We start from the raw sequence: 21,509 nt of genomic DNA, 5'->3' as shown, positions 1-21,509 counted from the left end.
CCGCTCGGCCCCGCGCCAAGGGCTGTTCCGCGCCTGGCCGCCCATGAAGACCACACTGCGACGGTCAAGCGGGACACGCATCGTCCCGGGGCAGACAGGACCTGCCCCACCTCGTCGGTAGCGACGCGGCGGGCGGTGATGAGGCGGCCTGTGGGCTTCAGCCCGCTGCCGTCGCCTGAAACTGATCGACGTGACCGGCATCCAGTTCCACGTGCCTGCCGATGAATCGCGTTCGCATGCGGCGGTCGTGGGTGACGACGACGACCGCGCCTCGGTAGCGGGCCAGGGCTTCTTCCAGTTCTTCGACCAAGTCGGGGGAGAAATGGTTGGTGGGCTCGTCCAGCAGCAACAGGTCCACGGGTTCGCTGACGAGGCGGGCCAGTTCGATCCGGCGCCTTTGCCCATAGGACAGTTCGCTCACTTTCAGGCGCAGGTCGGCAGGGCTGAACAGGCCGAGGGACAACAAATGGTCGATGTGCTCATCCGGTCTGCCCCCGCGGCCGTGGGCGAACGCCTGTGGGACTGTCAGGCCAGGCGGCCACGGTGTCTCCTCCTGCCTCAAATGCCCGACTCGGCCCCGCGTGCGCACCGTCCCCTCCTCGGGCCGCAGCTCACCCGCCAGCACCCGCATGAGCGTTGTCTTGCCGGCCCCGTTGGGACCGGTGACCAGCAGCCGTTCCTCGCCGCCGATCCGCAGCGAAGGTACGTGCAGCCGGTCCTCGACACGGATGCCGGTGAGTTCCACCACGGCCTGCGACGTCTGACCGTCGGCGGTCGTCATCCGAGCGGCGAACACCAGCGGTTCGGGCGGCGGCGCGACAGGATCGCCCGTCAGCCGCTCGACACGCTCCTTCGCATTGCGGATACGGACCATCGCTCCGTGACCACGGCCGCGGGCACGGAATCCGCCATGGCCGACCACGGCCAGCGGCACCTTGCGGGGATCGCCTCCAACCGTGCCACGTTCGTGGCGGCCAGCTTCTGATTGCGGGCCAGCTCCGTGCACCAGTCCGCGTACTCCTGCAGACGGCGCCGCCGCTCAGCGGCCTTGGCGGCCAGGTAGCCGCTGTAGCCGTCGCCGTGACGCGTCACCTTGCCCTCGGCCACCTCCAGGATCGTGGTGGTGACCCGTTCCAGGAACACCCGGTCATGGGTGACCGCGAGCACCGTGCCGCGATGCGCGCGCAAGTGTGCCTCCAGCCAGCCCACCGCCTGGTCGTCCAGATCGTTGGTCGGCTCGTCCAGCAGTAGCAGCTCCGGCTGGGCCGCCAAGGTCGCGGCCAGCGCCAGCCGTGATCGCTCACCGCCCGACAGCGTGCCCAGGGTCCGATCCCGAGCAAGACCGGGCAGCCCGAGCCCGTGCAGAGCGATGTCCACCCGGGCATCGGCTTCGTAGCCGGCGCGCGCCTCGTACTGGGCGACCAGGCAGGCGTAGGAGTCCAGCGCGGCGGTGAGCGCTGCCCCCGCCAAGCCCGTGAGTCCGGCTTCGGCGTCGTACATCCGCGCTTCGAGTTCACGCAGGTCAGCAAGAGCCGTATCCACTGCGGCCTGGACGGTGGCCTCGGGGGGCAGGGCCATCGACTGGGCCAGATAGCCCGAGCCGCCTGGTGCGATCACGGTCAATTCGCCGTTGTCGGGCCGGTCCTGCCCGGCGATCAGTCGCAGCAGGGTGGATTTGCCGGCCCCGTTGTCGCCGATGATGCCGGCCTTCTCGCCCGGCTTGATGCTGAAGGACACGTCGTCCAGCACGACATGGTCGTCGTAGCGGCGGGTGACGTTGTGAAGAGATAGCTGTGCGGTAAGCATGGAGTCCCCTGTTCTCGGCCGGGCCGGTCGGCGCGGGTGGACGGACGCATCCGCGCACGCGAGAAACACTCCACGGCACGCCGGACAGACGCCATGACGGGAGGAGCGGGAGCGCGGATGAGAACGTGCGGCGGCGGAGCCGAGCTCAACGCGGCCGCACGGGGACTGTCACAGGGAACCCATGCGCAGAACCGTAGAGGGGGAATCCGCGTGTCTGCAAGCCATTTCTCCGGTGAGGCGGCGGAAGCGTGCACCGGAAGCGGGCGAATCCCCACGGTCGGCCTGCGACGACGATACGTACGGCACCGGCGCGGACGGCATGGGAAGCGGGACTCTTCGCCGGGAGCACCCGCTGCCCCGCCGGCGAGGGGCTGGGCAGCCTCGGCCTGACGTCATCCGGCCCGGCCATCCGGCTCTCCCCGTTCCCGGACGGCCACGTCAACACCCTCGGCCGCCGCTCCGCCACCCAGCCTCCGGCGCCGGACCCGAGATCAGTCCTACAGCCGTCGTTTCACTCGGTGAGTCGGCGGCGGTTGATGAGGCCGGCAGCGGCAGCCGTGACCCGCTCTGCGCCAGTCGGGGCACGTGTATACCGGCTCGGCCTGCTGCCGGCCGTGTTCGTGCGGTCAGGGATTACGGGACAGCCCTCAGCCGGTTCACGGCGCCGGGTCCGGGCGTCGAAGGCCAGGGAAGGCGGCGGGGGTTGCCCAGCCGCGCAGTACGGCATCAATCGTTGACCGGAACGCGGTCTCGGCTGCGGTGCCGTCGAGGCCGCCGGCGAGTTCGAGAGTCACGAGCCCGTGCAGGGCGACCCACAGCGAGACGGCGATCAGTGTGGTGTCGCCGGCGAGGATCCGGTCCGCCACGGCACGGTCGATCGCATCGACAAGCGGTCGCACCGGATCTCGGTCGCCGACCCGGGTCGACGGTACGAAGGACTGTGCGCCACCGAACAACACCGCGTACAGGTGGCGGTGTTCGCGTCCCCAATGGCGATACGCCACGGCCAACGCGTACAGATCCTCCAGCGCGGCCTCCGAGCCGGGAACGGCCGCCAGGTCCTGGAACAGGCCGGCGACCGCCTGGTCGCGCACCTCGCGGATCACGCCGTCCTTTCCTTCGAACAGCGTGTACACCGCCGCCGTCGACGTTCCGGCGGCGGCGGCCAGAGCGCGGACCGTGACCGAGTCCCGGGGTCGGGTGGCGAACATCTCGGTCGCGCAGGCGACGAGCCGTTCTCTGACGGCGGCGTCGTTCGTTCTCGGCCTTCCCATGAAAAGCAGTGTACCCATGCTGATAACATCGTTTCAAAACAGCGTTCCAAAACCCTGGGGAGCCCATAATGCGACCGTCCGTCATACGTTCCTTGCGCCTCGCCGGCCGCCTGCTGGCGGCCGCCGCCGCGGTAGTGGGGCTGGTCGCCGTCTTCCTGGCACTGATCGTCGCCACCGACGGCGCGGGCTCGGGGTGGGTCGCATGGTCCGCAGCTCTCGGGGTCGCGGTTGTCGCGGCGATGTGGCGGGGCCGCCGCCGCTCCTGGCGGGGGCGGATGGTGCCGTTCCTGCCGGTCCTCGTCGCAGCGGCCCTGACCCTGTCGGTGTGCGTCCCCACCGTCCCCACAACCCGCCGCCACCCGGCCGCCCTGTCGTTCGTGACCACCGAGCACTGGCGCCTGTCCACCGGCAGCCAGGTCGCGATCTACCACTACCCGCCCACCGGCAACAGCCCCCGGCAACGCGTCCCGCTCGTCTACCTCAACGGCGGCCCGGTGCGTGGTATCTCCGTGCTCGACCACCGCTTCCTGCAGCGGCTCGCGGGACAGGGATACGACGTCTATGCCTACGAACAGGCCGGCGGTGGACGCAGCGGCCTGCTGCCCATGAACCAGTACTCGATCACCCGGTCCGTCCATGACCTCGGCGCCTTCGTCAGCAAACTCGACAGGGGCCGCGCCGACGTACTGGGTTTCTCCTCGGGCGCGGTCGTGCTCACCCGCGCGCTGGCCGACCCTGCCATCGCCGACCATCTGCACCGGGCGGTCATCGCCGAGCCGGGCCCGATGGACGGCCCCACCGCCCGGATGGCCGGGCAGAAGGGCCGGCCGTCGGCCCGCGGCATCGCGCCGGCCATGACAGGACCACGCTCCACACGCGTCCCGCGGTACGCGGTCGCCTTCGGCCTCATGCGGCTCGGCCTGCTCAGCCCGGACAACGGGCTGGTAGGGCAGGCAGAAGGCGACAACGCCTTCACCGCCGCCGATCTCGGCAGCGACACCGCGTCCGCCTACTGCGCGCGGGACGCGGACCGCATCCCTGTCGAGGACACGGAGCGCAACTTCTCCTTCAGCGCCGCCGCCAGCCTCCGCATCCAGCAAACGATCAAGGACTCCCCCTCCATCGCCCCCCAACTGAAGCGCTCCCGGACACCCGCGATGCTGATGATCGCCGAGTGCTCCTCCCAGGTCCGGGAGTGGCAGACAACCGTCCTCGCGGACAACCCCGCCATCCAGCGGACCCAGTACATGCCCGGTGTCGGCCACCACATGTGGAACGGCCTGGGTGACAACGACCAACGAGCAGCAGCCGTCATCACCGCATTCCTCCAGGACAAGCCCGCACCGCTGCCCGACTACCCGGCCCGAGCCGACATCCCGGCCTTCCTCCATGACCACAAGTAGGCAGTTCACACCCAAGTTGCAGAGACAGGTCGGCGGCGAGCTGCGGATGGTTTCCGGCGCTCGCCACCGGGGCGAGGGGCTCGACCACTGTTTCCGTGCCGCCGAGCAGTGAGACGGACCTTGCCGGCGGCCGGAGAACCGCCCCGCTTCAGTTGATCACCTGTCGGGCAGTCAGCCCGGGGGCGGCGTGGCCCGCTGGGCCGGTACCGGTTCGAGCCGCAGTCGCCGCGCCGGCCAGGGCGGTGCCTCCGCCGCGCCGAACCAGACCCTGACGTCCTCCCCCGTGCGGACGGGCAGGAGGGGATAGTCGTTCGCAGCGTGCTCGGTGCGGTGCAGCGCGTGGCCCGGGGCCAGGTGCCGGGCGGCGTACGCATCGAAGGCGTCCGCGTCGGGCGGATGACAGATGGTCGCAACCACTTCACCGGCGCCGGGCGGAGGCGTGAAGCCCGGGCCGCGCAGCAGCAGGACGTTGGTGCTGTCGCTCATGGTGGCGTTGGCCGTATCACGGTGCTTGCGCCAGCCCGGGCCGGTGTAGAAGGCCTCCAGCGCGCGCCGGCGGTGCGTCATGTCGGGGAACGCGCGCAGCCAGACGAAGCGGTCCGGGTCGTCCAGGTCGCGGAATCGGCCGCCGACGGTGATCCCGGCCGACTGCTGACCGGTCACGAACTCGCGCTCGAACAGTTCGATCAGCGTGTCACGGGCCCCGGGGTGCAAGGTGTACTGCCGGAGTTCGACGATGTTCATACGCCGGCCCGCCCGGTGCGGGTGAGGTCCATGACCCAGTTGAGCTCCCAGGTGCGGCCGTCGTCGGCGGAGAACTCCTGCTCCCAGCGGGCGGTCTCCGGGCCGAGGCGGTACCAGGTGAAGTGCACCCGGACCGGGCGGCCGGCGTAGGTGTCCTCACCGTGGAAATCGCCGCGGTCACCGGTGAAGCCGCCGACCACCGGAGGATCCAGTCGGCCCGTCCGGCTGTCGGACCAGTGGATCGACCAGCGCCCCGCCTGCCGGTCGAACAGCCGCAGGCTCACGCCCTGGCGCCCGAGCGTCGGGAAAGTGATCTCGTCGATGTTGCCGGCACCCCCGAACAGCGGCCGGATCACCGCGTGGCCGGGAAACTCGGCCCAGGTGCCGGGGCCGGAGCCGAGCGGTGCGGTGAGACGGCGGTTGGCCACGTCCCAGGAGCCGTGCAGGAAGTCGAAGTCGTCCATGCGCCGCAGGCTAGGGGCACTCCACTGACACCGGCTGTCAGTGGATACTGGGCGGCATGCGCGCGAGCCGGCTGGTCACCCTGCTTCTGCTGCTCCAGAACCGGGGCCGGATGACGGCCCAGCAGCTGGCCGAGGAACTGGAGGTCTCCGTCCGGACGGTCTACAGGGACGTCGAGGCGCTCGGCGCCGCCGGCATCCCGCTGTACGGTGCCGCTGGACACGCGGGCGGCTACCGGCTGGTCGACGGCTACCGGACGCGGCTCACCGGACTGACCACGGACGAGTCGCAGGCCGCGTTCCTCGCCGCACTTCCCGGCGCCGCCGCCGAGCTCGGCCTCGGCGAGGCGCTCGCCACCGCCCAGCTCAAGCTGCGGGCCGCCCTTCCCACCGAGCTGCGCGAGCACGCCGGGCACATCCAGGAACGCTTCCTGCTCGACGCCCCCGGCTGGTACGGCGACGCCGACCGTACGCCTCATCTGGCCGCGGTCGCCGCCGCGGTGTGGGCGCGGCGGGCGGTGGCACTGAGGTACCGGCGCTGGCGCGCGCCGGAGGAGATCGAGCGGCGGGTGGAGCCGTACGGGCTCGTGCTCAAGGCGGGGCGGTGGTACGTGGTCGCGGGCGGGGCGTCCGGGATCCGCACCTACCGGGTCGACCAGATCCTCGGCCTCCAGCTGCTGGAGGAGTTCGATATTCCGGACGGATTCGACCTGGTCAGGCACTGGAACAGCTACCTGGACGGCTTCCGGGCACGCCTGCACACCGGGGAGGCCCTGGTGCGGCTCACCCCGGAAGGCGCCCGTCGCCTCGGTGTCACATCCACCGGTGCCGGATGGACAGAGACCCGGGTGCCCATCGAGTCGGTGGACCACGCCCACGGGGAGTTCCTGCGGCTGGGCGCCGATGTCGAGGTCATGGCGCCGGCTGAGCTCCGCGACCGCATCGCCGCGACGGCAAGGGCCCTGGCTGCCCGCTACGAGAGTTGACGCGGCGGAGGTTTCTCCCGGCCGGGGCGAGCCACCCTTCCGCCCGGGTTCAGGTGCAGCCGTGGCCGAAAGATTTCCGTGCGCTCCTCTTGACGGTGGCAATGGCGCGACCGACTATCTAAAGCATCTTAAGTAAAGCCACTTTAGGAAGCAGCTTCTCGTCATGGCCGAATCCGCCGTACCCCCTGCCGGGCACCGTCGTCCGCAGCGCAGTCTGCTTCAGGTTCCCGCGATGCAGCGGCGGCCTCCGGAGCGGACAAAGGCGAGCACGCTGGACAGCCGGGTGCACAACCGGTCACTTGTGCTGGCGACGCTGTACCACGAGGGGCCCAAGAGCCGTTCGGAGATCGCCCGGGCCTCCGGGCTGACCGCCCCGACGATCTCCGCGCTCGTCGCGGACCTGGAGGAGGACGGGCTCGTCGCCGACATCGGCCCCCGGCAGGGCGGCGCCAGGCTCGGCAAACCCGCCAGTCTCGTGCGCATCGAGGACGACGCGGTGAACCTCGTGGTGCTGGACCTGTCGCACAGCGACCGGTTCAGCGGCGCTGTGCTCAACCTGCGGGGCGAGGCCGTCGCGCGCCGGGACGTGCCGCTCGGTGACGCCCTGGGCGCGGCCGCCCACGAGCTGGCGCTCCGGCTCGCCGCCGATCTGCTCGAGGCGGCGCCACGTCGGGTGCTCGGGATCGGCGTCGGCTCGCCCGGCATCATCGACGACAGCGGGATCATCCGTCTCGCCGCCCATCTCGGCTGGACGGAGCTGCCGTTGGCGGCGGAGCTGGCCGAGCGCTTCGGCATCCCGGCATACGTCGGGAACGACGTGAACCTCGCGGCGCTTGGGGTGCTGCATTTCCGGGACGCACGGACACAGAACCTCATGGTGATCTCGATCGAGCACGGCGTCGGCGCCGGGCTGATCGTCGGTGGCGAGTGCGTCGAGGGAGAACAGTTCGCGGCCGGCGAGATCGGGCACGTCACAGTCGACGAGCGCGGCGAACTCTGTATGTGCGGGCGGCGCGGCTGCCTCGATCTGACCATTGACGCAGGGCACTTGAGCCGTCGCCTGGAGCTCGCGGCAGAGGAGCGGTGGCCTGCTCTGCGGGCGGAGGCGGGCCGGGCGCTGGGCACGGTACTCGCCCCGATCATCAGTGTCCTGAACCTGAACGAGATCGTGCTGACCGGCCCTCCCGAACTGGTCGACGGCGAGCTCCTCGACGCCGCGCTGAAGGTCGTACGGGCGCGCACGCTGGGCCCGGTCAACGCCGCTCTCGACATCCGTTCCCTCGCCGGGGACACCGATCTGACCCTGCTCGGCGGTGCGTGCCTGGTGCTCGCCGGGGAGCTCGGGGTGCTGTGACGCACTCATCTCCTCGCCCTTCGCCCTGCTTGATCCTCCCTCTCACTCACAGGAGTTGCGATGAAACACTCACGGTTCGCCGCGGTCGGCGCCCTCGGACTGGCTTGTGCTCTCACCCTGACAGCCTGCAACGGCAACGGCTCCGGGACGGGTGGCTCCGGTGGCGGTGAGCAGAAGGTCTCCGGCGCGAAGGGCGAGGGAAAGACCCTGACCGTCTGGATCATGCAGGACGACTACTCTCCCGAGTCACTCAAGGCGATGAAGCAGGCGTTCTCCGAGAAGACCGGCGCCGAGGTCAGGATGGAGACCCAGAGCTGGGACGGGATCGCCACCAAGCTCACGACGGCGCTGGCCACCGACACTCCGCCGGACGTCCTCGACCTCGGCAACACCCAGGTCGCCAGCTATGCGGCCAGCGGTGGCCTGATGGATCTGACCCCGTACGCCAAGGACCTCAGGCAGGGCCAGGAATGGCTTCCCGGTCTGGAGGAGCCATCGACGGTCGACGGCAGGCTGTACGCGGTGCCGGGCTTCGCCGCTGCCCGCGCGGTGATCTACAACAAGACGATGTGGGCGAAGGCCGGCGTCAAACAGGCGCCGAAGACGTACGACGAGCTCACTGCGGCGCTCGGCAAGGTCAAGGCAGCCAACAAGGCGTCCGACTTCTCGCCCTTCTACCTGCCGGGCCAGCACTGGGCGACCGGGCTGCAGTTCATCTGGGACGCGGGGGGCGAGATAGCCACCGAGAAGGGCGACAAGTGGACTGGCGGCTTCGGCTCCGCCAAGGGCCAGGCCGGTCTCGCCGCGTTCAGGAAGTTCCAGAACACCTACTCGGCACCCGCCTCCCGCACCGCTGATCCGCAGAACCCGGACCAGCTCCAGGTCTTCGCCGACGGCAAAGCCGGCGCCATCACCGCGACCAGCGGGCAGATCGCCCAGATCCAGAAGGCCAACCCCCGGCTCACCGACGCGGATCTGGGATCCTTCCCGCTGCCGGGCACCTCCGGCACGGCTCAGCCGGTCATGCTGGGCGGCGCCGTATGGGGCGTGGCGGCCAAGAGCAAGCAGCAGGACCTGGCCCTCCAGTGGATGAAGACCGCCGCGAGCCCCGGAATCCAGGACACCTGGATCAGCGGGCACGACGGCTGGAACCCGAACAGCGCCGAAGCGAACAAGAAGGCCATGAGCAAGGCCGCCCCACTGAAGAAGGGCTTCTTCGAGGCAGCGCTGAACTCCCGGGCGACACCGGCGAGTCCGAAGTGGGCGTCGCTGGAGGCCGACAAGTCCGTCAACCAGCTCTTCTCGGGCGTGGCATCCGGGAAGAAGTCCCCGGCGGACGCGGCACGGACCTTCGACACGGCAGTGGACAAGGCTCTCAATGCGGCCGGCTGACGAAGCAGGCCTCCCCCGCGCGCCCGATTCCGGCGCCCTGCTCACCGACGATGCGGATCCCGCGGCACGGGAGCTGAGCGGCAGGCCGCTGCGCGCTCGCACGGGAGAGGCCGGGAAGCGGCCGGTGGGACGCCGACGGCAGTGGGCAGTGGTGTGGCTGCTCTCGCCGGCCGGGCTGGTGATGGCCGCCTTCAGTGTGGCGCCCGTCCTGTTCCTCGTCTTCACCTCGTTCACGGACTACAGCCAGCGCACCCTGTTCACGGGCGAGTTCAGCATGGTCGGCGCCCAGCAGTACGCCGACATGTTCCAAGACCCGGAGTTCTGGAAGTCCCTGGTGCGCAGTGTGCTGTTCACCGTGGCGATGGTCGCGGGCAGCATCGCGACGGGTGTGGCTATGGCCCAGTTGCTGACCCGGCTGCGTACCGCGATGCGTATGACGGTGACGGTCGTTCTGATCTTCGCCTGGGCGATGCCGAACGTTGCTTCCTCCCTGGTGTGGAAGTGGCTGTTCCAGCCCGGCTACGGGGTCGTCAACTGGCTGCTGACCCAGGTGCACGTGTTCGGCGACATGACCAACACCGACTGGGGGCAGAGCGCCTCACTCGCGTATCTGTCAATCTGGCTGCTGGTGGTGTGGCAGGCGGTGCCGTTCATCGCGCTGACCCTGTATGCGGCGCTCACGCAGATGCCCGTGGAGCTGCCGGAGGCCGCGCGGCTGGACGGTGCGGGCGAGTGGCGGGTGTGGTGGTCGGTGACGCTGCCGTTCCTGCGGCCGACCCTGCTACTCGTCACGATCATGTCGGTGATCTGGGACTTCAACGTCTTCAACCAGATCTGGCTGGTCTCGGCCGGCGGTCCCGACTCGGCGACGAGCACGCTCGGGATCTTCGCGTACAAGACGGCGTTCGTGTCCTTCCGGATCGGCCAGGGCGCGGCCCTGTCGGTCATCACCACCGCAATCCTGCTGGGGATCACCGCCGTGTACATCCGCAATCTGCTGCGCTCGGGGGAGGACCTGTGACGAGCCGCACGGGAAGCCGAGTGAAGAACCGCCGCCGCTACCGAGCGGGGAGCCCCCGGGGCGGCTGGCTGAACAACACCCTCGCCATCGCGTTCTGCCTCGTGTGGATCTTCCCGGTCTACTGGATGGTCAACACCGCCTTCAAACCGCGTTCCGAGGCGATGACACCGACCCCGCACTTCTGGCCCTCCTCCCCCACGCTGCACAACTTCGACGTGGCGATCAACCAGACCGGTTTCCTGACCGACCTGCGCAACAGCCTGATCGTGGTGGGCGGCGCTGTGCTGCTCGCCGTGGTCCTGGGGACGTTCGCCGCGGCGGCGCTGTCCCGGTTCCGCTTCCGAGGCCGGCGCACCATCATGGTGTCGATCCTGATCGTGCAAATGCTGCCGGTCACGGCACTACTCATCCCGACCTTCCTGATCTTCAACGAAGTCGGGCTGCTGGGCACCTATATCGGGCTGATCCTCGCGTACGTGGCAACCGTGCTGCCGTTCTCGATCTGGGTGATGCGCGGGTTCTTCATCACGGTCCCGGCAGAGATCGAGGAGGCCGCGCGACTCGACGGCGCGACCACCTGGCAGACGCTGACCCGCATCCTGTTCCCCCTGGTGGCACCGGGTGTGATCGCCTCCAGCATCTTCGCCTTCATCACGGCGTGGAACGACTACCTGGTGGCCTACACCTTCATGAAGGACCAGGACCACTACACGCTGCCCGTCTGGCTGGCGTCGTTCTCCACCCCCGCCACCGGAACGGACTTCGGCGGCCAGATGGCCGGCTCGGTGGTCTTCTCACTGCCGGTGGTCGTCTTCTTCCTGATCATCCAACGCAAGCTGGTGTCCGGCATGTCGGCCGGCGCCGTGAAGGGATGACCCGCATCATGCTGCTCCCCCGCCCCGACTCGGTCGTGTCCGGCAACGGTGTGTTTCCGCTGGACACGTCCACCTGGATCACCGCACCCGGCGAACTGGCACCGACGGCCCGCTGGCTGCAGTCGGTGCTGCGTCCGGCGACGGGCCTGCCGCTGCCGCTGACCGGTATGGCCGCCCCCTCCCCCGCCGGCTCCACGCTGGCGCTGGCCCTGGATCCGCACCTGCCCTCCGAGAGCTACCGTCTGGAGTGCGGTCCGGGGGGTGTCACCATCACGGGTGGCGACTGCGCGGGCGTGTTCTACGGCGGCCAGGCGCTGCGCCAGCTCCTGCCGCCACAGATCTACCGGGCAGCCGAAACCGCCGGGGTGCGCTGGACGGTGCCCTACGGGACCATCGAGGACTCACCACGTTTCCGCTGGCGCGGCATGATGCTGGACGTGGCCCGGCACTTCATGCCCAAGCACGACGTGCTGCGCCTCATCGACCTGCTGGCCATGCACCGCATCAACACGCTCCATCTGCACCTGACGGACGACCAGGGCTGGCGGGTGGAGATCCTGCGCCACCCCCGGCTGACCGAGGTGGGATCCTGGCGCCGCGAGTCCCAGCTCGGTGCGGCACCCGGTGCCCCCAACGACGGCCGCCCGCATGGTGGTTACTACACCCAGGACGACCTGCGCGAGATCGTCGCGTACGCCGCGCAGCGGCACATCACCGTCATGCCGGAGATCGACGTACCGGGTCATTCGCAGGCCGCCATCGCCGCCTACCCCGAACTGGGCGTACGGGGAGAGCAGCTGGAGACGAGCCCGCGGTGGGGCATCAACACGAACATCCTGAACACCGAGGAGTCGACGCTCGGCTTCTTCCTCGGTGTGTTCGACGAGGTGATGGACCTCTTCCCGGGGCCCTTCATCGGCATCGGCGGCGACGAGTGCCCGAAGGACCAGTGGGATGCCGATCCGCGCACCCGGGAACTGATGCGGGAGCGAGGTCTCGCCGGCTCGAAGGAACTCCAGGCGTGGTTCCTCGGCCGGATCGGCGCGCACGTCGCGGCGCGCGGACGCCGGGTGTTCGGGTGGGACGAGATCCTGGAGGGTGCTGTCCCCGAGGGTGTCGTGGTCGCCTCGTGGCGCGGCATGACCGGTGCCCGTACGGCGGCACGCCGGGGGTACGACGTGATCTCCTGCCCCGACGACCAGACGTATCTGGACTACCGGCAGTCGGAGCTGGAGAGCGAGCCGATCCCGTTCGCTGTGCCGCTGACGCTTGCGGACGCGTACGGCTTCGATCCGGTGCCCGAGGGGCTGACCGCGCGGGAGACGGCCCGGATCCTGGGCGGGCAGGCCAACGTCTGGACCGAGCACATGGATTCGCCCCGGACCGTCGACTACTACGTGTTCCCGCGCCTGTGCGCCATCTCGGAAGCGTTGTGGAGCGGGGGCGAGCGCGACTTCGACAACTTTCTCGTACGGCTGCGCACCCATCTGGCCCGGCTCGACGCACTCGGCGTCGAGTACCGCCGCAAGGACGGTCCGCTGCCGTGGCAGAGCCGGCCCGGCGTCCCCGGCAAACCGGCGACACGCGCCGACTGGGCCGAGTTCATCGACGGACTCGTGGCCCCCATCAAGACCTGAGCGCCCTCGTGGCGGACGCTCCGGACGGTTCCCAGCAGCACCTGCAATTCCGTATGTCTCCAAGGGAGAAACTGTGAAGCAGAGAACAGGACGACGGGCCGGTCTCGCGGCCGTTTCCGCGCTCAGCCTGGCGGTGGCGACAGGAGCGGTGGGTCTGCCCGCCGCGAACGCTGCCGGAGCCTCCGGGACGGTGACCATCGGCGGGAAGTGTCTGGACGTCACCGACGGCAGCTCGGCCGACGGCACCGCCATCCAGCTGTTCGACTGCAACGGCGGCGCCGCCCAGCAGTTCAGCTGGGCGGACGACGGAACGGCGCAGGTGCTCGGCAAGTGCCTTGATGTGACCGGTGGTTCCGATGCCAGCGGCGCACTCGTCCAGCTCTACGACTGCGCGCGGGTGAATCAGCAGAAGTTCCGGTACCTGCCCGACGGCACGATCTACAGTGCCAAGTCCGGCAAGTGTGTGGCGGTACTGGGAGAGGTCGCGAACAACGCGCGGATCGGCCTCGCTCCGTGCGACCCGAAGCAGGTGGCACAGAACTGGACCGCCGAGTCGGCGCCCGGCCCGGAGTACAGCCTCTCGGCCGGTGCCCCCGTCGAGTACAGCAACCCCGATGACACCCCGGCCGGAGTGTTCACGGCAAAGGACGGCAGGTTCTACTACCAGCAGGCGCACGCGCTGTACAGCGCGGACGACCCGCGCAAGTGGAGCTTCTTCAGCGGCGACGACTTCGACAGCGCTCGGCTCGACCCGATATCCGGTGCGGTGAACCCCGCCAATGAGCAGGACCGCAACGATGACACCACCTGGCGCTGCAACAACAGCCCCACCGGCAAGGAAGCGACGTCGGCCTCGGACACGTCGAGCTACGCCCATCCCAACTACTGCGATCTGGCGGGCGTGTGGGTCGACCCGGCCAGTGGCGACTGGTACGGCCTGGTGCACAACGAGTTCACGCCGCAGCCGTTCGGCGACGGCATGCACTACGACGGGATCGACTACGCCGTCTCCACCGACCAGGGGAAGACCTGGTCGGTCGAGGACCACGTCATCACCTCGCCGTACAGCACGAAGCGCGATGACACCGGCCAGTTCCCGAAGGACACCTACGACTACGGCGACGGTGACCCGCGCCTGTTCGTGGACAACGCCTCAGGATACTTCTACGTCTTCTACGCCGACCGGGTGCTGAACAAGTCGGGCGGCGGCAGCGTCTGGCACCAGCATGTGGCGCGCGCTCCCATCGCCGAGAAGATGGCGCCCGCCTCGTGGAAGAAGTGGCATGACGGCGCCTGGCAGTCGCCGGGCACCGGCGGCGAGGAATCCAACATCATCCCGGCGGACGGCAACGGCACCGGCTACACGGCGCCCGCCAATGAGTACAACCCGTCCACCGCCGGCAAGGCGGCGGAGCAGGTCGCGCAGGGCACCATGCCGGACAACTCCCAGCTGACCGTCATGAACATCACCTGGAGCGCCTACCTGGGCAAGTACATCGGCACCCCGCAGAACAACATCGCCCAGGCCACCGACACCAAGTCCCCGCTGCACTTCTACGCGACGGACGACCTGGCGACCCAGAAGTGGGAGGACATCGGCAGCGTCGCGGAGAACCAGAACGCGTCGTGGTACCGGTGGTTCCTCGACTCGGGGAGCAAGACCACGTCCAGCGTGGTGGGCAGGACGTTCCGGTCGTACTGCTCCTTCTACTGCGACACGTACACGGGTGAGTACGCCGACATCACCATCGAGCCCAGGTCGAAGACCGCGCTGCCCGTCTCCCCGACCGGTGGCAAGGCACGGGAGATCAAGGCCGCGAACGGCAGGCCGCTCGCACTGTCCGGCGGCAGGGACCAGAAGTGGAGGGTCGCCGGCACCGGCGACGGCTTCTACACGGTCACCGGGCACGACGGGCGGTCGCTGCGTGTCGCGGACGGCACGAAGGGCCGCGCCTGGGGCGCGCAGGTCTCGCTCGGCACGAAGGGTGCCAAGGTATCGGCCGCCTCCCAGTGGTACCTCCAGCAGGTCGTGAAGTCCCCCGCGACGGGCGGCGCCTCACAGGCCACAGGTGAGTACCGCTTGGTCAACCGCCACAGCGGGCTCGCCCTGAGCGTCGACAGCCACGGCTCGGTCTCGACCGCACCGCAGGACGCGGACGCGGCCCAGATGATGTCGTTCCGTCCGTGACACCCGACTGCCGGACGGCGTACCGGTGCCGGCACGTCCGGCCCCGCGTCAGGGGCACGGGTGCACCGTAGTGAAGACGCGGGCCCTCAGGACCTGGATGTGTGGTCCTGAGGGCCCGTGTTCGCGCTCACGCTTCGTCGAGCCAGGTCAACGCGGCGACGACCAGGGCTTCCACGCCGGTGCTCAGCGTCGGTTCGACGACCGGTGCGAAGGACGGGGAGTGGTTGCTCGGCAGTTCGTCCATGCGCCCTTCGGTGAACGCGGCGATCGTCGACTCCGCCTCCAGGCCGCCCCAGAACCAGAACACCGTCGGCACGCCGAGCACCTCACCGAACACGCCGACGTCTTCGCTGGCGTTCACCTGTGGCATCGGCAGAATCCGCTGCTCGCCGAAGTACTCCGTGAACGCCGCCACCGTCGCCCCTGTGGCCTCCGGATCGCTGACGAGCGCGGGTGCCGGGGCGAACCACTTCAGTTCCGGCGGCTGTTGTGAGCCGCTCGTCTGCGACTCCCCCACCACGATCCGCTCGACCGCGGTGCGGACCAGGTCCCGCACAGGCTCGGTGAAGGTGCGGATGTTGATGCCCAGTTCGGCCGTGTCCGGGATGATGTTGTCCTTCGTGCCTGCCTGCAGGCGCCCCACCGTCACGACGGCGGTCTCTGCCGGTGGCACCTCGCGGGCCACGATGCCCTGCAGCCGCGTGACCACGTTCGCCGCCATCAGCACCGGATCGGTCGTCGCCTCCGGACGGGACCCGTGCCCACCGCGGCCGTGCAGCGTCACGTTCAGGGAGTCCGATGCCGCCATCACCGGACCGCGGCCGTAGCCGATCATGCCTGCCGGCAAGGGCCCCACGTGCTGGCCGAGGACGATGTCCGGCTTGGGAAAGCGCTCGAACAGGCCGTCGTCGACCATTCCGCGGGCGCCGACCGCCAGCTCCTCGGCCGGCTGGAACACCACCAGCAGCGTGCCGCTCCACTGCTCGCGGTTCCGGGCCAGCAGTGCGGCGGCACCGGTCAGGCAGACGGCATGCATGTCGTGTCCGCAGGCGTGCATCACCGGTACTTCGTTGCCGTCGGCGTCCACGCCACGGGCCGTGCTGGCGTAGGCCAGGCCGGTCTTCTCCTGCACCGGCAGCGCGTCGAAGTCGGCCCGCAGCATCACCACCGGACCGTCCCCGTTGCGCAGGACACCCACGACCCCCGTGACACCGACCTGCTCGGCGACCTCGTCGAATCCCGTATCCCGCAGGCGCCGGGCGAGCAGAGCCGCGGTCCGGGTCTCCTGCAGCGACAGCTCCGGATTCCTGTGCAGGTCCCGATAGAGGTCGGCGAGATCCTCGCGAAGCTGCGCCAGTCCCGCAGTCACCGTGTTGGCCATGTTCCGTGCCCTCCTTCGTGCCGATCCGGGCACCGTATCTCCCGCACACGTGAGGCGCGCGATGGCACCTGGCGCCCAGGGCAGGGCATCGGCGTGTCCGGAGGTGAGCCGGCGGCGTCTGCGTGCCCTGATCGGCACCGCGTCCGCTGCGCCGGGTCCGGGGAGCCTTCTCGATGTCGTGGGCTCGCACAAATGATCCGACGAAGGCAGGTCGACGAGCCGCAGTATTGGCGTGCACATGCCTTGACTGGCGGCTGCTCCTGCCCGCACCTTTGCTGAGCCGATCTTTCCCCGGGGGGACACATGAACAGCAAGGTTCTCGGCGCGTCCATGGCCCTGGCAGTGGTGGCCCTGGTGGGCGGCCTGCCGGCGCCCGCCTCCTCCGAGCCGCGTCCGGGCCCGGCTCGTGCCCTGCCGCTGGGCGCCGTCGGGCTGACCGAGACCCGCAGCACACGGACGCTGCAGCCCGGTGTCACCCTCACTCGCATCGTGCGTGGCGCCGACGCCCCGGCGCTCTCGTGGACGGTCGAGATCTCCATCCCAGGCGGTGCAACCTCGCCGGACCCCGACGCGCCGCCTACGGCGCTCAAGGACCGGGCCAGCGCCGACGAGCTCGCAGCCGGCATCCAGGCCGACGCCTTCGACGCCCGGGTCGAGCACGTCACGACTCCGGCCGTCGCCGACTATGCCGGTGGATCGCTCGGATGGCGGGTCCGGGTCGGACGGTTCGGCTCGCAGTCCGCCGCGACGGCCGAGCTCACCAGGCTGAGAGAGGCCGGATACGCGGGGTCCGCCGCGTACACCGGCTGGGACGGGAACCCCACAGACCGCGGACCGTGGCGGGTCGACATGCTCACCATCGACCCGGACCGATTCCGCGGCGGCCTCAAGGCGTCATACGGCCCCGATCTGGAGAACCGCGAGAGGACCAGCGAGCTGGCGGTCGCGGCCGGCGCCACCGCGGCGGTCAACGCCGGGTTCTTCGTCCTCGACCCGGAAGCCGGGGCACCCGGCGATCCGGCCGGCGTCGGCGTCTACGACGGGCGGCTGCTGAGCGAACCGGTGAACGGGCGCCCCGCTCTGGTGATCAGCGACACCGGCCGGCACACCGCTGTCTCCAGGCTCACCTGGCGGGGGCGGGTCGTCGGCCGGGGCGCTTCGCACCCCCTGGACGGCATCGACCGCGTACCGGGCCTGATCAGGAACTGCGGCGGCACCGCCGACGACACACCGACCTCGCTGCCCCTGCACGACACGACCTGCACCGATGACGACGAACTCGTCGCCTTCACTCCTGAATACGGCCGGCAGACGCCGCGGGGCGACGGACTCGAGGCCGTACTGGATTCCCGCGGGCGGGTCCTGGAGCTGCGCTCACCACGCGGCGGGCCACTGCCGGCCGGAGGCAGCTCCGTACAGGCGACCGGCAGCAGTGTCGCCGAGCTGACCGCGCTGGCTCGAGTCGGCCGTCCCCTGCGCGTCGAGCGGACTCTGCGGGACGGCAGTGGCCACAAGATCTCACCGTCATCGACGACCAGCATCCTCAACGGGGGTCCCGAACTGGTCCGCGACGGACGAGTGCACATCACGCCCGCGACCGATGGAATGGTGCAGCCCGGCAACGAGAGCTTCTACTACGGCTGGATGCACAAGCGTAATCCGCGCACACTGGCGGGAGTTGACGCCGCAGGCCGAACCGTACTGGTCACGGCCGACGGACGCGGCACGGACGCACTCGGGCTGAGCATCCCGGAGAGCGCCGCCGTCGCCCGGTCCCTCGGCCTGCGCGACGCAGTGAATCTCGACGGCGGCGGGTCGACCACCATGACGGTCGGCGCAGAAGTGATCAATCACCCCTCCGACGCGGCCGGCGAACGCCCCGTCGGGGACGCGCTGCTGATTCTGCCCGCCCGGGAGTGACCCGCCCGATCCGCCCGCCCGGGACGCACCCCGTCCGGTCCGAGAAGGCCGGAGCCGGTGACCATCCACCAGGAGAAGCCATGACCGCCATCCCGATTCCACGAGCCCGCCTCTTGCTCGTTGTTGCCGCGCTGCTGCTCACCTTGGTGTCGGCCCCGGCGGTGCGGGCCGACGCCGCAGCCGTGACACCCACCGCGGGAGCAGACGCGCCCGCCGCGTCGCAGGGGGCCGAGGTCGTCGCGGTCACGCAGGTCGCCGACCGGCAGGTCGACCTGTCGGTCCGTTCACCGGCCCTCGGCGGCCGGACGGTGAACGTGCGTCTGCTGACGCCCGACGGCTGGCGCCCCGGCGACCGGAGCCGGCACTGGCCGACCCTGTGGCTCCTGCACGGCTGCTCCGGCGACTACACGTCGTGGACCGCCCAGACCGACATCGCACGGACCGACAGCCTGCGCAACGTCCTCGTGGTCATGCCGGAGGCGGGCTGGAACGGCTGGTACAGCGACTGGTGGAACTACGGCCAGGGCGGTGACCCGGCATGGGAGACCTTCCACACCAAGGAGTTGCGTGTCCTCCTTGAGCACGGCTGGGGAGCGAGCGGGAACCGCGTCGTGGCGGGACTGTCCATGGGTGGCCAGGGTGCGCTGCTGTACGCGGCCCGGCACCCCGGCATGTTCAAGGCTGCCGCGGCGTTCTCCGGCTCCGCGCACCCGCTGCTCAACGACGAGTCGGTGAACCGCATCATGGAGTTCTTCGCCGGCCAGGGCGACGACCCGTTGAAGGTCTGGGGCGATCCTGTCGCGCAACGCGATGTCTGGGCGGCCCATGACCCGTTCCACCTGGCCAAACGCCTCAAGTCGATCCCCCTCTACCTGTCCTGCGGTGACGGCACCACCGGCCCCCTGGACCCGCCCGGCACCACGAGCGCGCTGGAGGCGGACTTCAACAGGCAGAACCATGCCCTTGCCGGCGAACTCCAACGGCTCGGCGCACGGCACGTGACCACCCACTTCTACGGCCCCGGCACCCACGGCTGGGCGTACTGGCAGCGTGAGCTGCACTCCTCGCTGCCGATGCTCCTGCACGCCTTGCGGGCAGACCGCTGAACCGGCGCGACGTCATCAGGGGTCGGCGACCCGGAGGTTCGCCGCTGCTGCCGTTGCGCCGTGATCGACGGCCGCCGTCCACACCGGTACGAAGCGCCGGCCCGGGCACCCTCGGTATGGACGTCGTCCTGTCGTCCCTTCCGTGCGTCCCCGTCCCGTCCTCAGTCGGTGTAGACCTCGGCGCGGTCCACACTCACGAAGGAGGCGCCCGAATCCGCGTTGTGCTCACCGGTGACCCGTACGCGCAGTGTGTGCGGGCCGACCGGCAGCCGGGGGCTGAGGTACTGGAGCGTCTCGCCCGTGCGCGTGGCCCCGTGGAAGTCGACGCGTTGTTCGGCCCCTCCGTCGATGCTCAGTGCTGCGATGCCGTTGCCGGTGTCGCGGACGGACAGCAGGGCGATGCGGGCGCCGTCGAAGGTGAAGGTTGCTGTGTTGCCCGCGACGTCGCTCCAGTGGTCGTCGCTCCAGAAGCACTGGGCGGCGCAGCCGGTGCCGGAGTTCCAGGTGCCGGTGTAGGAGACGGTTCCCCCGCCGCTGGAGCGGCCGTCGTCGTTGATCCAGTAGTTGCCGGACCCGGGGTCACCCGACGGAAGGTCCTGGGTGGCGCCGAGTGCGAGCGGCCGGCCGAAGTCCGGGCTGCCGTCGGCCTTCCATGTGAACCGCTGGGCCCTGGTGGTGCGGTTGGAGTAGGTGAGGGCGGAGGTCGTCTTGGCGTGGTAGACGATCCAGTCCTCGGTGCCGTCGGGTGAGCTGAAGAAGGCGTGGTGGCCGGGGCCGAACACGCCGCGGTCGTCTGCGCGGGAGAAGACCGGGCCGGGGTGCTGGGTCCAGTTGCCGGGCACGAGCGGGTCGGCGGTGTCGGGCAGGGACATCATCCAGATCTGGTAGTCGGGCTTGCCCGTGTCACAGGTGGAGTAGGTCATCCAGGTCCGGCCGTTGCGGTAGAGGAACTCCGGCCCCTCCCGCACCTCGGGACAGCCCCCGGCCCCGTCGATCGCGACCGCGTCACCCGAGACGGTGTACGGGTCCGACATCGGGGCGATGTTGAGCCCGTTGTGCTGGTACTGGTTGATGCCGCTGTAGGCCAGGTAGAGACGGCCGTTGTGCTGCAGGATGCCGGCGTCGATGGCGAACTCGTCCGCGTGGTTGGGCGGGGCCAGCTTCGCCTTGTAGTGGTACGGGCCGGCCGGGTCGTCGCCCTCGGACTCCAGGACGTGCAGGCGGTGATGATCGTCGACGCCGTCGTCCGCGGTGTAGTAGAGGTACCAGCGGTCGCCGAAGCGGTAGAACTCCGGGGCCCAGATGTTGCGGTTGCGGGAAGGGTCGGAGTCCGTCCACACCGTCACCGGGTCGGCGTCGAGCAGGGTGCTCAGCGAGGGCGAGCGCCACATGCGGATGCTGTCGCCCTGAGTGGTGGTCAGGTAGTAGGAACCGTTCCAGTGCGTCATGTACGGGTCGGGGCCGGTGTTCAGCGGATTGCGGAACGTACCTGCGGCGGCCGGCACCGCCGCGGGGGCCGCGTCCGCCACAGCAGTTGTCGATGTGGGCAGCAGGGCCGACAGGACGGCGACAAGGGCGATCACCACAGCGGCCACCCGGCGCGAGGCCCGGGTGCGGCCGGGCGCGAGGGGGCGGAGGACAACCTGCTGTGGGGTCTGGGCTGGGCGCATGGACGGCTCCTTTGGCCGGAAATGCTCACTCCTGGAAGGGACATGGCGCCATTACATCGATGTAATACGGGGGCACACGCTAAGGACAGCGCCATGGCCTGTCAACGGAGCCCCTGGAGCCGGCGCCGCACTCGACGCCTTCGCCGGGGCGGGATCGGTGCCGCCCGGGAGGCCACGCGACCGGCAGGGGTCGGAGCAGCGCGGGAAGTCGGGGCCGTCTGCGCGGCACCGGGAGCAACACCTCGCCCCTGGTCAGCCCCGCGCCTGAGCAGCACCGCGTGTCCGTGGTGA

At 69.9% G+C, this 21,509-nt stretch carries 15 protein-coding genes and 1 pseudogene; 10 read left to right on the top strand and 6 right to left on the bottom strand.

What is annotated here, in order from left to right:
• Positions 1-157 precede the first annotated feature (157 nt).
• Together ACFVW8_RS10360 and ACFVW8_RS10355 are read right to left on the bottom strand one after the other, a co-directional pair.
• A pseudogene (locus ACFVW8_RS10360) lies at positions 158-1,806 on the bottom strand (TlrC/CarA/OleB/SrmB family ABC-F type ribosomal protection protein).
• Positions 1,807-2,462: 656 nt separating this feature from the next.
• On the bottom strand, positions 2,463-3,080 hold the full coding sequence (locus tag ACFVW8_RS10355) for a TetR/AcrR family transcriptional regulator (RefSeq protein ID WP_389688145.1): 618 nt from the start codon (positions 3,078-3,080) through the stop codon (positions 2,463-2,465).
• Between the two features lie 68 nt (positions 3,081-3,148).
• Between ACFVW8_RS10355 and ACFVW8_RS10350 the strand changes: the two genes are divergently transcribed.
• Entirely contained in the window at positions 3,149-4,483 is a 1,335-nt protein-coding gene (locus ACFVW8_RS10350; RefSeq protein ID WP_389688143.1) for an alpha/beta fold hydrolase, read from the top strand.
• A 171-nt stretch (positions 4,484-4,654) separates the two neighbouring features.
• On the opposite strand, the gene ACFVW8_RS10345 is transcribed toward ACFVW8_RS10350, so the two are convergent.
• On the bottom strand, positions 4,655-5,227 hold the full coding sequence (locus ACFVW8_RS10345) for an NIPSNAP family protein (protein WP_389688141.1): 573 nt from the start codon (positions 5,225-5,227) through the stop codon (positions 4,655-4,657).
• The gene (locus ACFVW8_RS10340) at positions 5,224-5,691 is read right to left on the bottom strand and encodes a hypothetical protein (RefSeq protein WP_389688139.1); all 468 of its coding nucleotides are present in this window, start codon (positions 5,689-5,691) and stop codon (positions 5,224-5,226) included. The genes ACFVW8_RS10345 and ACFVW8_RS10340 overlap by 4 nt, the downstream gene beginning before the upstream one ends.
• Before the next feature lie 56 nt (positions 5,692-5,747).
• Here ACFVW8_RS10340 and ACFVW8_RS10335 point away from each other — a divergent pair, with 56 nt between their 5' ends.
• The 7 genes from ACFVW8_RS10335 to ACFVW8_RS10305 all read left to right on the top strand — a co-directional run bounded on the left by ACFVW8_RS10335 (position 5,748) and on the right by ACFVW8_RS10305 (position 15,141).
• Positions 5,748-6,674, top strand: a complete 927-nt coding sequence (locus ACFVW8_RS10335; RefSeq protein WP_389688137.1) for a helix-turn-helix transcriptional regulator — start codon at positions 5,748-5,750, stop codon at positions 6,672-6,674.
• Positions 6,675-6,837: 163 nt separating this feature from the next.
• Positions 6,838-8,028 (top strand): ROK family protein, encoded by a 1,191-nt coding sequence (locus tag ACFVW8_RS10330; RefSeq protein ID WP_389688135.1) that lies wholly within the window; start codon positions 6,838-6,840, stop codon positions 8,026-8,028.
• Between the two features lie 60 nt (positions 8,029-8,088).
• Positions 8,089-9,420, top strand: a complete 1,332-nt coding sequence (locus ACFVW8_RS10325; RefSeq protein ID WP_389688133.1) for an extracellular solute-binding protein — start codon at positions 8,089-8,091, stop codon at positions 9,418-9,420.
• A complete protein-coding gene (locus ACFVW8_RS10320) occupies positions 9,407-10,441 on the top strand; it encodes a carbohydrate ABC transporter permease (protein ID WP_389688131.1) in 1,035 nt (344 codons plus the stop codon). Before ACFVW8_RS10325 ends, ACFVW8_RS10320 begins: the two co-directional genes overlap by 14 nt.
• The gene (locus ACFVW8_RS10315; protein ID WP_389688129.1) at positions 10,438-11,316 is read left to right on the top strand and encodes a carbohydrate ABC transporter permease; all 879 of its coding nucleotides are present in this window, start codon (positions 10,438-10,440) and stop codon (positions 11,314-11,316) included. Before ACFVW8_RS10320 ends, ACFVW8_RS10315 begins: the two co-directional genes overlap by 4 nt.
• A complete protein-coding gene (locus ACFVW8_RS10310) occupies positions 11,313-12,953 on the top strand; it encodes a beta-N-acetylhexosaminidase (RefSeq protein WP_389688127.1) in 1,641 nt (546 codons plus the stop codon). Before ACFVW8_RS10315 ends, ACFVW8_RS10310 begins: the two co-directional genes overlap by 4 nt.
• A gap of 73 nt (positions 12,954-13,026) precedes the next feature.
• Positions 13,027-15,141: a ricin-type beta-trefoil lectin domain protein gene (locus ACFVW8_RS10305; protein WP_389688125.1), complete on the top strand. Its 2,115-nt coding sequence runs from the start codon at positions 13,027-13,029 to the stop codon at positions 15,139-15,141.
• Positions 15,142-15,268: 127 nt separating this feature from the next.
• On the opposite strand, the gene ACFVW8_RS10300 is transcribed toward ACFVW8_RS10305, so the two are convergent.
• The gene (locus ACFVW8_RS10300) at positions 15,269-16,522 is read right to left on the bottom strand and encodes an amidohydrolase (RefSeq protein ID WP_389688123.1); all 1,254 of its coding nucleotides are present in this window, start codon (positions 16,520-16,522) and stop codon (positions 15,269-15,271) included.
• A gap of 303 nt (positions 16,523-16,825) precedes the next feature.
• On the opposite strand from ACFVW8_RS10300, the gene ACFVW8_RS10295 reads away from it, so the two are divergent.
• On the top strand, positions 16,826-18,442 hold the full coding sequence (locus tag ACFVW8_RS10295; protein WP_389688121.1) for a phosphodiester glycosidase family protein: 1,617 nt from the start codon (positions 16,826-16,828) through the stop codon (positions 18,440-18,442).
• 80 nt (positions 18,443-18,522) lie between these two features.
• Positions 18,523-19,548: an alpha/beta hydrolase gene (locus ACFVW8_RS10290; protein WP_389688119.1), complete on the top strand. Its 1,026-nt coding sequence runs from the start codon at positions 18,523-18,525 to the stop codon at positions 19,546-19,548.
• A gap of 161 nt (positions 19,549-19,709) precedes the next feature.
• Here ACFVW8_RS10290 and ACFVW8_RS10285 read toward each other — a convergent pair whose 3' ends face one another.
• The gene (locus ACFVW8_RS10285; RefSeq protein ID WP_389688117.1) at positions 19,710-21,218 is read right to left on the bottom strand and encodes a glycoside hydrolase family 43 protein; all 1,509 of its coding nucleotides are present in this window, start codon (positions 21,216-21,218) and stop codon (positions 19,710-19,712) included.
• Between the last annotated feature and the right edge of the window lie 291 nt (positions 21,219-21,509).

The sequence above is a fragment of the Streptomyces sp. NPDC058221 genome, assembly GCF_042882365.1.
GTDB lineage: Bacteria > Actinomycetota > Actinomycetes > Streptomycetales > Streptomycetaceae > Streptomyces.
Note: the sequence above shows the minus strand (reverse complement) of the source record. Positions and strands in the feature narration are given on the sequence as shown.

Bases quoted from the DNA above. Each gene is read 5' to 3' on its own strand.
- ACFVW8_RS10355 (WP_389688145.1), bottom strand. From the start codon at position 3,080: ATGGGAAGGCCGAGAACGAACGACGCCGCCGTCAGAGAACGGCTCGTC.
- ACFVW8_RS10350 (WP_389688143.1), top strand. From the start codon at position 3,149: ATGCGACCGTCCGTCATACGTTCCTTGCGCCTCGCCGGCCGCCTGCTG.
- ACFVW8_RS10345 (WP_389688141.1), bottom strand. From the start codon at position 5,227: ATGAACATCGTCGAACTCCGGCAGTACACCTTGCACCCCGGGGCCCGT.
- ACFVW8_RS10340 (WP_389688139.1), bottom strand. From the start codon at position 5,691: ATGGACGACTTCGACTTCCTGCACGGCTCCTGGGACGTGGCCAACCGC.
- ACFVW8_RS10335 (WP_389688137.1), top strand. From the start codon at position 5,748: ATGCGCGCGAGCCGGCTGGTCACCCTGCTTCTGCTGCTCCAGAACCGG.
- ACFVW8_RS10330 (WP_389688135.1), top strand. From the start codon at position 6,838: ATGGCCGAATCCGCCGTACCCCCTGCCGGGCACCGTCGTCCGCAGCGC.
- ACFVW8_RS10325 (WP_389688133.1), top strand. From the start codon at position 8,089: ATGAAACACTCACGGTTCGCCGCGGTCGGCGCCCTCGGACTGGCTTGT.
- ACFVW8_RS10320 (WP_389688131.1), top strand. From the start codon at position 9,407: ATGCGGCCGGCTGACGAAGCAGGCCTCCCCCGCGCGCCCGATTCCGGC.
- ACFVW8_RS10310 (WP_389688127.1), top strand. From the start codon at position 11,313: ATGACCCGCATCATGCTGCTCCCCCGCCCCGACTCGGTCGTGTCCGGC.
- ACFVW8_RS10300 (WP_389688123.1), bottom strand. From the start codon at position 16,522: ATGGCCAACACGGTGACTGCGGGACTGGCGCAGCTTCGCGAGGATCTC.
- ACFVW8_RS10295 (WP_389688121.1), top strand. From the start codon at position 16,826: ATGAACAGCAAGGTTCTCGGCGCGTCCATGGCCCTGGCAGTGGTGGCC.
- ACFVW8_RS10290 (WP_389688119.1), top strand. From the start codon at position 18,523: ATGACCGCCATCCCGATTCCACGAGCCCGCCTCTTGCTCGTTGTTGCC.
- ACFVW8_RS10285 (WP_389688117.1), bottom strand. From the start codon at position 21,218: ATGCGCCCAGCCCAGACCCCACAGCAGGTTGTCCTCCGCCCCCTCGCG.